This is a genomic window from Corynebacterium gottingense, assembly GCF_002285125.1.
GTDB lineage: Bacteria > Actinomycetota > Actinomycetes > Mycobacteriales > Mycobacteriaceae > Corynebacterium > Corynebacterium gottingense.
Genome location: NZ_NSGN01000002.1, coordinates 259,761 through 271,582, shown reverse-complemented (window position 1 = coordinate 271,582; position 11,822 = coordinate 259,761). Strand labels below are relative to the sequence as shown.

Genomic DNA, 11,822 nt, shown 5'->3' with positions numbered 1-11,822 from the left:
CGTTGAAAACGCCCCGCCGGTTCCCTGCTCGGCCGAAAGTGGAATCCTTCTCACAAACCATTGAACCCGCAGCTCACACAGGTTTATGGTGTGTGGCATGACGCTTCTCGACGACCTGATCACCCTCGACAGCCGCGGCATCGACCTTGTTGCCGCGGCCGCGTCGTCGAGCGCCGAGACCCTCATCTCCCGCGGCATGGACCCCGACCGCGCCGCCCAACTTGCCACCGCCGCCGAGGTCTTCTTCGCCCCAGTGCGCAACCGCCGGGCCCAGACCGCTTGCGTCGACGCCGCCCGCGACCGCGGCCACCGAGTCGACACCCTCGCTTTTATCGCCCGCTCGTCTCGCAGCCTGACCAAGGATGCGGATCGCTGGAAATACCGCCGCGCCCTGTGCGAGACCGACGGCGATTTGCGCACCATCATGCGCGAGGCGAAGAAACTGAAGAAGAAGCTTGCCCCACCGGCGCCGCGGGCGCCGAAGGCGAGCATCACCTACCACGACAAGGGACTGTCCACCCTGCACGTGACGGGGCGTACCAGCGACGTGCTCGCCGCCTACCACGCAGCACGCCCCGACCCGGCAGCCTGGTTGACCGGTGATGCCACCACCCGTGCTGCCGCACCTGCGGTGACCACGGTGCTTAACATGGACATCGGCGAGTTCGCCGCCTGGCGCACCCACCCCGACAACGCCGCCGAGATCCAAGTCCAGCTGACTAACGGCGAGTGGCTTGACGGTGCCGAGTTGGTCAACCGGAAGCTCGACAAGGCGGGCTACATCGCGCTGATCTCGCCGACTGACGGGCCGGTCAACCTGTATGCGACCACCCTTGCCGGGGATGACCCGGCCAACCCGAGGCGGGCGACCCGGGAGCTGCGGCTGTTGATGAGTGCGGACGGGCCGACGTGCGCCTGGGCGGATTGCCACCAGCCGGCGGATGTCTCCGAGGCGCACCACCTCACCGAGTGGGCTGACGGGGGAAGCACAGAGATTGGGAACCTGTGTTGGTTATGTACATATCATAATCGGCAAAACGGCAGGCCAGGACGCGGCAGGATGCACCGGCACCGCGGGCGCGTCACCTGGCAGAGCCCGACCGGGTATCGAATACCCGGCGGGGTTGATCACGCCGACCCCGACAGACGCGAACAACGCCTCGCTCACATCTGACACACGCCCGCCTAGTCGGCCGGCGTGACTCCGTCGCGCTCTGCTATGAAATGCTGCAGCGTGCGGTCGGGGGCGCGGTGGTGCCCCTCGGCCTCGAGGCCCGACGCCGCCTGCGCGCGCTGCTGGCGGCGCAGCTGCACCTTCTCCACCTCAGTGAGGTAGTCGCCCGCGCCGCTCCACGAGTGCTGGGGCGCGAACCCCGCGAGCCGCGCGCTGTGCAGGTCCGCGAACGATTCGGTTGGCGTGGGGTCCGGTTCCGGTGCTGGCGCTGGTGCCGGTGCCGGTTCCGGTTCCGGGTCGGGGGCGGGAGTGTCGTCGACGATGCCGAAAATCTCCGTCGGCGCCGCCATCTCGGCCGGACGGTCGCCGCCGGTGAGCGAGACGTAGCGCGCCGTGTGCAGCGGCTTGACCTCCTCGTCTGGGTCCGTCGCGTAGTCGTGTTCCACGGTGACAGCCCACGAGCCGTCGGGGAAGTCGACCACGGACCAGGGGCGGCGCGGGCGCGTGTCGGGGACGCTCAGCGCGGGGACGAGTACGGGCCCTTCGCCCGGTGAGGCGACATCGAGGGCGGCCATGGCGTCGATAAGCACTGCTCTGGCGTAGACCTCTGGGGCGCCGAGGGCCGTGGCTTCTTCGACGAACTCGACGAGGTCGAGCGCGTCGTCGCCGGTGAAGCCGCCGAGCACGCGGCCGTCGTAGACCGCGACGACGGTGTCGGCGATGCGGTGCAGGGCCACGAGCCACTGGCCGGGGGAGAGCATCTCCAGCTCCTCGGCGGAGAACTCGCCCGCGGCGGTGTCGATGACCATCATGTCGCCGGGCGGGAGGACCCACGCACCGGCGGGTGTGTCGTTGCGCGGCACGGCGAGCTGGGTCGGCGGCAGGATCACGGCCACGTCGAACTGGCCGGTGGCGGCGTTGAACCGCAGCTCTGCGGTCGTGCCCGGGCGGAGCAGCGACTTGTGCACGCGCTCGATGTCGGGGAAGCGGGCGCGGTCCTCGGCGGGGACGGTGCCGATCACCGCGCCGTTGTAGCGGACGCGCCATGACCCGGTCAGCGGGTTCGCCTCGAGGTCGACGTCGATGTACGAGGTGGCGCGGTTGGCGTCGAAGTCGGTGAAGAGCGCGGCCTGCACCACGTGGGTGAGCCGGATCTCTTCGCCCGCGCCCCAGATAGCGGGGGAGAGGGGGTAGCGCTGGAGTCCCACGGCCTTGGCCTCCTTCGGCTTGTGTCGTTCGTTGCCGTTTACTTTAGGCGCTCCGACACACTACGCGGCCTGGTGCCCCGCTTCCTTGTCGCGAGACGGCAGCACCTTCTTCACGCCGGAGACAATGGCCAGCACGATGAGCCCCACGATGAGGCCGGTGACCAGGGAGATGCCGGTGTCGACGAGCCAGCCGAGCGCGCCGCCGCCGACGGCCTCGACGCCGCGCTCGATGAGGTCGTGCGGCCAGTGCCAGCCGAAGACCTCGTGGAAGCCGCGGATGATGAGGTGGCCGCCGACCCACAGCATGGCGACGGTGCCGATGATGCCGATTGCGGCGAGCACGTACGGCATGCCCTTGACCAGCGCGCGGCCGAGTCCTGGCGTGCGGCCGCGTTCGATCATGCCGTGGCCGATGTCGTCGACTTTCACCAGCAGCGCAACGGCACCGTAGACCAGCACGGTGAGGAAGATGCCCACCGCGATGAGGACGGCGGCTTCCATCCAGATGGGCTGGTCGGCGACCTCATCGAGCGAGATGATCATGATCTCAGCGCTGAGGATGAGGTCTGTCGTAATGGCGGACTTCACCAGCGAGTCTTCGTCCGCAGCCGACTTGTTCGCCGCGCGCTCCTGCTCGGCCTTGTCGTCGGCGGTGAGCTTGTGCACGATCTTTTCGGCGCCCTCGAAGCAGAGGTAGGTGCCGCCGACCATGAGCAGCGGCACGAGCGCCCACGGCGCGACCGCGTTGAGCAGCAGCGCGATCGGCAGGATGATGAGCAGCTTGTTGCGCAGCGAGCCCTTGGTGATCTTCCAGATCATCGGCAGCTCGCGCGCGGGCGTGACGCCGGAGACGTACTGCGGGGTCACGGCGGCGTCGTCGATGATGACGCCGACCGCCTTGCTCGAGGTTTTCGCGGTCATTGCGGCCACGTCGTCTGTTGATGCCGCGGCGGTGCGCGCGATGAGCGCGACGTCGTCAAGCAGTGCGAGGAGTCCACCAGCCATATTCTTACCTTTCTGTTGACAGCGCTCCAAGCTTATCGACGATCACCCGCCCCGCCCACTCCACACGAATCGGGCGGTTCCGGCGGCCCCGTTGCGCTCGGGTACGCTGATGATGCACTACACGGGAGCTGGGCGCGCGCCTGGCTGAGATTCCGCGATACGCGGTAAACCGTCGAACCTGATCCGGGTAATACCGGCGATAAGGAAGGAAGATTCGCATGACTGCGGCACCGAAATCCAACTCCTGGCGCGTGATCGACATTGTCACCGCCGCCGTCCTCGGCGTGGCTTGTGGCCTGCTGTTTGTGCTGTGGAACGGCGTGGGCTACGCGGGCTACAAGGCTATCGACGCCGTCACCCCCGGCCTCGGCGGCCTGTTTACCGGCATCTGGCTGATCGGCGGCGTGCTGGGCGGGCTTATCATCCGCAAGCCGGGCGCGGCCGTGTTCGTGGAGGTACTCGCGGCGTCGGTCTCCGCGCTGCTGGGCAGCCAGTGGGCGATCGAGACCGTGTACTCCGGCCTGGCCCAGGGCCTCGGCGCGGAGCTCATCTTCCTCATCTTTATGTACAAGCGCTTCTCGCTGGACGTTGCGGTGCTCTCTGGCATCGGTGCGGGCGTGGGCGCGTTCGTGCTCGAGCTGTTCACCTCCGGGAACCTGGCGATGAGCCTGAGCTACAACCTGATCTACCTCGTGTGCACGGCCATCTCCGGCGCGGTGCTCGCGGGCCTGCTCGGCTTTGTCCTGGTCAAGGCGCTGGCGAAGACCGGCGCGCTTGATCGCTTCGGCGCGGGCCGTGAACGGCTGCGTGCACAGGCAGGCGCGCCGAACCCGGGCCGCTAGATGCCCGCGATCCTGGCCGAGGGCCTGAGCTACCAGTACGCCACCCGCGCCGAGCCCGCGTTCACGGGCGTGGACCTGCGCATCGAGCGCGGAGAGCGCGTCATCCTCACCGGCGACTCCGGCTCCGGGAAGTCGACGCTGCTTGCCGTGCTCGCCGGTCTGGCGAGCGGCGACGACGAGGACGGCCATAGCACCGGCACGCTGAGCGTCGACGGCACGGTCGGCATGGTGATGCAGGACCCGGAGGCGCAGACCATCCTCACCCGCGTGGGCGACGACGTAGCCTTCGGCGCGGAGAACCTCGGCGTGCCCCGCGAGGAGATCTGGCAGCGCGTGCGCGCCTCCCTCGACGCAGTGGGCCTTGACGTGCCGCTGGATCACAACACCGCCTACCTCTCGGGCGGGCAGAAGCAGCGCCTCGCGCTCGCCGGCGTGCTGGCGATGGGCGCGGACATCCTCATCCTCGACGAGCCGACCGCCAACCTGGACCCCGCGGGCCGCGACGAGGTCATCGCTGCGGTGGAGCGGGTGTGCAACGACACCGGCGCCACGCTCATCGTCGTGGAGCACCGCCCGCGGCCGTGGGCGCACTTCGCCACGCGCGTGTTGCACTTGGGTGACGGAGGGGTGGAAGAGGTGGGCGTCGACAAGCTGCCCGGCGCCCCGCAGCTGCCTCCCGCACGCGGCGTGCCGAGCGCAACTCCAGCGGCGCTGACGGCGCGCGGCGTGCACACCCGCGTAGGCCGGCAGCCCGACCTGGCCATCCCCGAGGGTGCGTCGACCGTGATCACGGGGCCGAACGGCGCGGGCAAGACGACGCTCGCGCACGTGCTGGCGGGCCTGGACGCGCCGAAGGTTGGCGAGATCGCCTACGCGGACTCGATCACCCGCGGGCTGACCACGCCCGCGATCCGGTGGAAGTCGGCGCAGCTTGCCGAGCGCATCGGCTTCGTCTTCCAGGAACCGGAGCACCAATTTGTCACCTCGACGGTGCGCGAGGAGATGGCGCTGTCCGGCGCGTCGCAGGCGCGCATCGACGAGCTGTTGCGGCGGCTGCGCCTCGAGCATCTCGTCGGCGCGAACCCGTTTACCCTCTCGGGTGGGGAGAAGCGGCGGCTGTCGGTGGCGACCGCGCTGGTCAACGCGCCGAGCCTCGTGCTTTTCGACGAGCCCACGTTCGGCCAAGACGACCGCACCTTCGCCGAGCTGGCGCGCCTGATCCGCGAGCTCACCGAGGTGGGTGTGACGGTGGTGTCGATTACGCACGACGAGGTGTTCATCGACTCGCTCGGCGACCACATCATCCGGTTGGAGGCTGCATCGTGAACCTCCTCGAGGGGATGAACCCGGTCACGCGCATCCTGGGCCTTGCGCTGCTGACCACGCCGCTGTTGGTGAGCATCGACTGGGTCTCCGCGACCGTCGCGATCGTGGCGACGCTCGTGCTCGCGCCGCTGTGCGGGGTGGGCTACGGCAGGTTCGCGCGCCGCGCCTGGCCGATTCTCCTGCTCGCCCCGGTCGCGGGCATCCCGATGGCGCTGTACGGCCAGTCGGGCGGCGAGGTCTACCTGGACTACGGGCTGATCCAGGTCTCGGAGCTGTCGGTGTCGCTGGCGTGGGCGATTACGTTGCGCGTGCTGGCGGTGGCGCTGCCGGTGGTGGTGCTCTCCGCCGACGTGGATCCGACGGATCTTGGCGACGGGCTTGCCCAGGTGCTGCGCCTGCCGGCGCGGTTTGTGCTGGGGTCGGTCGCCGCGCTGCGCATGCTCACGCTGCTGCGCGAGGACGTGGAGGCGATGCGACGCGCGCGTCGTTCGCGCGGGATCGCGGACATGAACCGGGTTCGCTACGCGTTTTCGCTGGCGTTTGGCCTGCTGGTCATGTCGCTGCGCCGCGCCGGCAAGCTCGCCACCGCCATGGAGGCGCGTGCGTTCGGGCGGTCGGGGACGCGCACGTGGGCTCGAGAGTCGAAGATGCATGCTCGCGACTGGGTGGTGCTGGCGGTGTGCGTGGCGCTCGCCGCCGTCGCGCTCGGCGCGGCGTGGGCGACGGGGGAGTTTCGCCCGGTGTGGGCGGTGGGCTAAGTGCCGTACACGCTGCTTATCGACGGCCCCTCCGGCGCCGGAAAGACCTCGCTGGCCAACCAGATTGGCGCCGCGCTCGGCATCCGCGTGGTGCACCTGGACGACTTTTATCCCGGCTGGTCGGGCCTCGCGGAGGGGGCGGCGATGGTGGCCCGCGACGTGCTCGACCCGGTCGCGCCCGGATACTGGCGGTGGGACTGGGAGCGCGACAGGCGAGGGGAGTGGGTGCCCCTTGACCCGCGCGCGGATGTGATTGTGGAGGGGGTGGGGGCGGTCACGTGGGCGTCGATAGGCAAGGCCCGGGCGCGAGGGAACGTGGATACGCTGCGGGTGAGCGCCGACGATAGCTTGCGCAAGCGGCGGGCGCTTGCACGCGACCCGTACTACGCCGAGTATTGGGACATGTGGGCCGCGCAGGAGGCGCAGCTCGCCTGCGTTCCGGTGGACGTGGAGGTGCGGCGCGTTTAGCCGGCCGGTGTGAGCTCGACCTCGTCGGCCCAGGTGAGCTCGATGCCGAGGGCGCGGAGCCACTCCATCGCGTCGTCGTCGTGGCGAGTGATGCCCTCGACCGCGCGAAGGGTGACGTCGATCGCCTTTTCGGCTTCTTCGGCGGTGATGAGGCCGGCGGAGCAGGCGGCGGCGAGCTCGTCGATGTCCACGACGTCGATCGGGTTGCCGGTCAGCGACACAAGGTCGACGTAGAGGTCGCGGGTGCGCCAGACGTCGCCGTCAACGTCAATGTCCGCGACGTCGAAGTAGAAGTCTTGCTCCTTCTCCGCGCCCTCGCGGAAGTGGAAGATGTTGGCGCGCAGACCAAGCTCGGGCAGCAGCCAACTCTCCAGGTAGCCGAAGCGGGGGTGGTTCGCGCCGCGGGCCATGTAGAGGCCGAAGTCCGTCACCTTGTACGTGTCCACCTCGCGGAGGAAGCCCTTCGGGTCGGTGTTGGTGTTCGACGTGGTGTCGAAGCTTTCCTGCTTCACGGGGTGAAGGTCGGCGCTCATGGTTACTACCTCACGTGGAAACTAGCTGCGGTGGGGGCGAACTTGCAGACGTTGTCGGCGGTGCGGGCACTGCCGTCAATGACTGCCAGGACGCGGCCGGCGCCTGTCGCGGCGGTGCCGGACAAGGTGGTCGGTCCTGTCGGGTTTATCCCGTGGTTGCCCAACGGCGTTACACCGGTGCGGAAATTGTCGAGGTTGATCCAATACGCATTCATGAGGCTCTGGTCCTGCGCTGCCGCCGGCGTGCCGAGCGCCGTGAAGACGAATGTGGCCTCGCCCGCGGCGGCGCCAGGCTGGGGGCTCGTGGCGGGGCCGGGGACCACGAGCGCGGAAGCAGTGGAGTGCATACCAGGGCCGATGCAGTTGGAGGAGACGGTCGGCCAGGCGAACTGCGTGAACGCGGGCGCGTCCTGCGGCAGCTCGGGGCCGCCGAGCTCGCCTTGCCCGGCGTAGAAGGCGAGGGCGGTGCGCAGCAGGTTGGCCGCGTCAGCGGGGACGAACGGCTGGCTGGCAAACGCCTCGACGCGCGCAATGGTCTCGTCGTTCGGGCGGCCCAGCGTGTCGAGCGGGTTGGAGGACGTCGTGGAGCCGACGGTGACGGGCCCCGCGGAGGGAGCGGCGTGCGCGGCCGGGGCGACGGCGAGCGTGGCGGCGGCAAGTGCGCTAGCAGCGGCGATGGCGGTGGTTCGCACGGCGGTGACGTCTTCCTTCGGGGTCTCGGGGCTGGGGGCTCGACGCGGGGTCTGGCGCGCACGAACGCGCGCAACACACCCGCACCTTGCGCAACTACAGCAACAGTAGTCACTTTTGTCACACTGTCAAGGTGGGGTGGAGGGGCGTCGATAAGCGAAATGCTCCAAACGTGCGCGTTGGGCGCGGCAGGGGTAAGGTTTAAGCGTTCTACCGCCTATGTATAAGGAGCACCGGATCAGTGTCGCATCCTGAATTTCGTAACGTCGCCATCGTCGCCCACGTTGACCACGGCAAGACCACCCTGGTGAACGGCATGCTGGAGCAGTCCGGTGTGTTCGGCGACCACGGCGAGCACGGCGACCGTGTGATGGACTCCGGCGAGCTTGAATCCGAGCGTGGCATCACCATCCTGGCCAAGAACACGGCGATTCGCCGTAAGGGCAAGGGCAAGGACGGCCGCGACCTGGTCATCAACGTTATCGACACCCCGGGCCACGCCGACTTCGGCGGCGAGGTCGAGCGCGGCCTGTCCATGGTGGACGGCGTGGTGCTGCTTATCGACGCCTCCGAGGGCCCCCTCCCGCAGACCCGCTTCGTCCTTGGCAAGGCCCTCGAGGCCAAGAAGCCGGTGATCATCTGCGTGAACAAGACCGACCGCCCGGACGCGCGTATCGACGAAGTCGTGGAGGAAGCACAGGACCTTCTCCTCGAGCTCGGCGCGTCCCTGGAAGACCCGGAGGCCGCAGAGGCCGCCGAGAACCTGCTCGAGTTGCCGGTGCTCTACGCCTCCGGCCGCGAGGGCCGCGCGTCGCTGGAGAACCCGGGCAACGGCAATGTCCCGGAGAATGAGGACCTCCAGCCGCTCTTCGACGTCATTTACGACACCCTGCCGGAGCCGTCCGCCGAGATCGACGCGCCGCTGCAGGCCCAGGTGACCAACCTGGACTCCTCCTCCTTCCTCGGCCGTATCGCGCTGATCCGCGTGTACAAGGGCACCGTGAAGAAGGGCGACACCGTCGCGTGGGTCCACTACGACGCCGAGGGCGAGCAGCACGTGAAGAACGTGAAGATCGCCGAGCTGCTGGTCACCGAGGGGCTCGACCGCGTCCCGGCGACCGACGACGTGGTCGCCGGCGACATCGCCGCAGTCTCCGGTATCGACGAGATCATGATCGGCGATACGCTGTGCGACCCGGAGCACGTCGAGCCGCTGCCGCGCATCAAGATCGATGACCCGGCGATCTCCATGACCATCGGCGTGAACACCTCCCCGATGGCCGGCCGTAACGGCGGCGACAAGCTCACCGCGCGTATGGTCAAGGCCCGACTCGACCAGGAGCTCATCGGTAACGTCTCCATTAAGGTGCTGCCGACCGAGCGCCCGGACGCCTGGGAGGTCCAGGGCCGTGGCGAGATGGCGCTGACCGTGCTCATTGAGACGATGCGCCGCGAGGGCTTCGAGCTCACCGTGGGCAAGCCGCAGGTGGTGACCAAGGAGGTCGACGGCAAGACCTACGAGCCGTACGACCACATGATCATTGACGTCCCGTCCGAGCACCAGGGTGCCGTCACCCAGCTCATGGCCAACCGCAAGGGCCAGATGACCACCATGGGCAACGCCGGTTCCGGCGACTGGGTCCGCATGGAGTTCGACGTGCCGTCGCGCGGCCTCATCGGCTTCCGCACCACCTTCCTCACCGAGACCCGCGGCGCTGGCATTGCCAACTCGTACTCCATCGAGCACCGCCAGTGGGCCGGCGAGATCAAGGGCCGCCCGACCGGCTCGCTCGTGGCCGACCGCTCCGGCCAGGTCACCGCGTACGCGCTGCAGAACCTCGCGGACCGTGGCGACTTCTTCGTCGAGCCGGGCGCCGAGGCGTACGAGGGCATGGTCGTCGGCGCGAACAACCGCGACGAGGACATGGACGTCAACATCACCAAGGAAAAGAAGCTGACCAACATGCGCTCCGCCACCGCGGACGCGACCGTCACCCTGGCGAAGGCGCGCACCCTGTCCCTGGACGAGGCCATCGAGTTCTGTGACGACGACGAGTGCGTCGAGGTTGCCCCGGAGGCCATGCGCGTGCGCAAGATCATCCTCGACGCCACCGAGCGCGGCCGCGCACGTTCCCGCGCGAAGGCAAAGAACAAGTAAGCGGTCTCCCCATGCACGTCCCCGCACGCAGGTGGTGTGCCGCGTTCGGCGCAGCGCTGCTGCTCGCGGGGAGTGCCGGGTGCGCCGCCAACCCAGGTCCGCCGCCACTGGTGGACCCCGCCGAGGTGCAGGACGCCCCCGGCGGCGACACCAGCGCCAACGATGCTGGTGACGGTGCCGCGGAGCCGGACGAGGAGACGTCGACAAGCAAGCCCACGCAAGGCCCCGAGCGGACCCAGATCACGGTCGGCACGGACACGCTGCGCAACGGCCTGAACCCGCACCTGCGCGCCGACGAGTCCGCGATGGTGCGCAGCATTGCCAACCTCGTGCTGCCCAGCGCGTTTGTGGACGGCGTCCGCAACGACGAGCTGCTCGTCGCGGCGACGCGGCTGCCCACCTCGAGCTACGCCATGACGGTGCGCTACGTCATCGCGCCGGAGGCACAGTGGTCCGACGGCACGCCGATTACCGGCGCTGACTTCGCCTACCTGTGGCGCGGGATGTCGCACACCCCGGGCGCGATCGACGCGGAAGGCTACGACGCGATCGTGGGCGTGCGCGTCAGCGGCGACGGCGGAAAGGTCGTCGACGTGGACTTCGCCCGCCCGGTGGGGCAGTGGCAGAGCCTGTTCCAGCACCTGCTTCCCGCGCACCTCTTCGCGGCGGACGCGTCGGACTTCCGCGCGGCGCTGCACGACACGATCCCGGCGTCGGCCGGCCGCTACATGGTGCGTGAGGTGGACCGCGGCCGCGGCACCGTCACGCTCAACCGCAACGACAGGTTTTGGGGCGAGTCGCCCGCGCAGATTGACATCATTAACCTCCAGGAGGTGCGCACGACCACCCAGGTTGCGGACCAGCTGCGCGCGGGCCAGCTCGCGTTCCTGGACAAGACGCCGCAAGAGACGTCGTCGCGAGTGCTCGACCTGCTGCCATCAACGCAGACGCGCCTGATCAGCACCCCGCGCACGCTCGGCGTGAACGTGTCAGTGAACTCGGGCCTGTCCCGCGGGATGCGCGAGGAGCTTCGCTCGCTTATCGACGTTCCACTGCTCGCCCCCATCAGCGCCGGCCGCTCCGCGGACCTGGACCCAGCCGAGCCTACCCCGCCCCTGGAAGGCGAGCCTGTGCGGCTGCAACAGTTCGTGGAGAAGTACCGGCCGCTGCGCATCGGCGTGGACGCCTCCGACACGGCCGCGTCCGCCGCGGCGCGCTCGCTCGCGGACATCCTCAACGGCCGCGGAGTGCGCGCGAGCGTCGTGTCCACCGATACCGCGTCGCTGCTGTCCAGCAGCATGCCCGATGGCAACGTTGACGTGCTGGTGGGGTGGCGGTACGACGCGGGGACCACCACCCAGCTGGCCGGGCGCGTGGCCTGCCCGACAGGCAAGTACCTGGAGGAGAACGTTTCCGGGCTGTGCACGCAGGAAAACCAGCTACTGGCCAGCGCCATCCTTTCCGGCGAGGTGGGCCAAGGCGAGGCGGCGCGGCGCGTCGCCGACATCGAGCAGCAGGAGGTGCTCTGGGTGCCGGTGGTGCGGGAGCGCCGCATCCTGGCGCTCGGGACTACAATCGACGGCCCCGACGCGGACCTGCAACGATGGAACCAAGGCCTGTCGAGCGCCGCGCAGTGGACGCTCACCGGCACTGAGTAGCA

At 68.9% G+C, this 11,822-nt stretch carries 11 protein-coding genes; 7 read left to right on the top strand and 4 right to left on the bottom strand.

Annotated elements, in window-relative coordinates:
* Positions 1 to 97 precede the first annotated feature (97 nt).
* Entirely contained in the window at positions 98 to 1,174 is a 1,077-nt protein-coding gene (locus tag CKJ82_RS03420; RefSeq protein WP_133064004.1) for an HNH endonuclease signature motif containing protein, read from the top strand.
* A gap of 11 nt (positions 1,175 to 1,185) precedes the next feature.
* On the opposite strand, the gene CKJ82_RS03415 is transcribed toward CKJ82_RS03420, so the two are convergent.
* Positions 1,186 to 2,382, bottom strand: coding sequence for a hypothetical protein (locus CKJ82_RS03415; protein ID WP_095537018.1), 1,197 nt, complete (start codon positions 2,380 to 2,382; stop codon positions 1,186 to 1,188).
* Positions 2,383 to 2,442: 60 nt separating this feature from the next.
* Entirely contained in the window at positions 2,443 to 3,387 is a 945-nt protein-coding gene (locus CKJ82_RS03410; protein WP_095537017.1) for a DUF808 domain-containing protein, read from the bottom strand.
* Positions 3,388 to 3,605: 218 nt separating this feature from the next.
* On the opposite strand from CKJ82_RS03410, the gene CKJ82_RS03405 reads away from it, so the two are divergent.
* Genes CKJ82_RS03405 through CKJ82_RS03390 form a run of 4 tightly spaced genes read left to right on the top strand, consistent with a single transcriptional unit; the run spans position 3,606 to position 6,781 of the window.
* On the top strand, positions 3,606 to 4,229 hold the full coding sequence (locus CKJ82_RS03405; RefSeq protein ID WP_095537068.1) for an ECF transporter S component: 624 nt from the start codon (positions 3,606 to 3,608) through the stop codon (positions 4,227 to 4,229).
* On the top strand, positions 4,230 to 5,555 hold the full coding sequence (locus tag CKJ82_RS03400; protein ID WP_095537016.1) for an ABC transporter ATP-binding protein: 1,326 nt from the start codon (positions 4,230 to 4,232) through the stop codon (positions 5,553 to 5,555).
* Positions 5,552 to 6,313, top strand: a complete 762-nt coding sequence (locus CKJ82_RS03395) for an energy-coupling factor transporter transmembrane component T family protein (RefSeq protein ID WP_095537015.1) — start codon at positions 5,552 to 5,554, stop codon at positions 6,311 to 6,313. Before CKJ82_RS03400 ends, CKJ82_RS03395 begins: the two co-directional genes overlap by 4 nt.
* Positions 6,314 to 6,781 (top strand): nucleoside/nucleotide kinase family protein, encoded by a 468-nt coding sequence (locus CKJ82_RS03390; protein ID WP_095537014.1) that lies wholly within the window; start codon positions 6,314 to 6,316, stop codon positions 6,779 to 6,781.
* Here CKJ82_RS03390 and CKJ82_RS03385 read toward each other — a convergent pair.
* Together CKJ82_RS03385 and CKJ82_RS03380 are read right to left on the bottom strand one after the other, a co-directional pair.
* Positions 6,778 to 7,314 (bottom strand): ribonuclease FAU-1 family protein, encoded by a 537-nt coding sequence (locus tag CKJ82_RS03385; protein ID WP_095275813.1) that lies wholly within the window; start codon positions 7,312 to 7,314, stop codon positions 6,778 to 6,780. The genes CKJ82_RS03390 and CKJ82_RS03385 overlap by 4 nt on opposite strands.
* Positions 7,315 to 7,319: 5 nt before the next feature.
* Positions 7,320 to 8,006, bottom strand: a complete 687-nt coding sequence (locus CKJ82_RS03380; protein ID WP_095537013.1) for an Rv1157c family protein — start codon at positions 8,004 to 8,006, stop codon at positions 7,320 to 7,322.
* Between the two features lie 239 nt (positions 8,007 to 8,245).
* On the opposite strand from CKJ82_RS03380, the gene typA reads away from it, so the two are divergent.
* Together typA and CKJ82_RS03370 are read left to right on the top strand one after the other, a co-directional pair.
* Complete coding sequence (gene typA, locus CKJ82_RS03375) at positions 8,246 to 10,162, top strand: translational GTPase TypA (RefSeq protein ID WP_095275818.1); 1,917 nt, start codon at positions 8,246 to 8,248, stop codon at positions 10,160 to 10,162.
* Between the two features lie 11 nt (positions 10,163 to 10,173).
* A complete protein-coding gene (locus CKJ82_RS03370; protein WP_095537012.1) occupies positions 10,174 to 11,820 on the top strand; it encodes an ABC transporter family substrate-binding protein in 1,647 nt (548 codons plus the stop codon).
* The last annotated feature ends 2 nt before the right edge of the window (positions 11,821 to 11,822 follow it).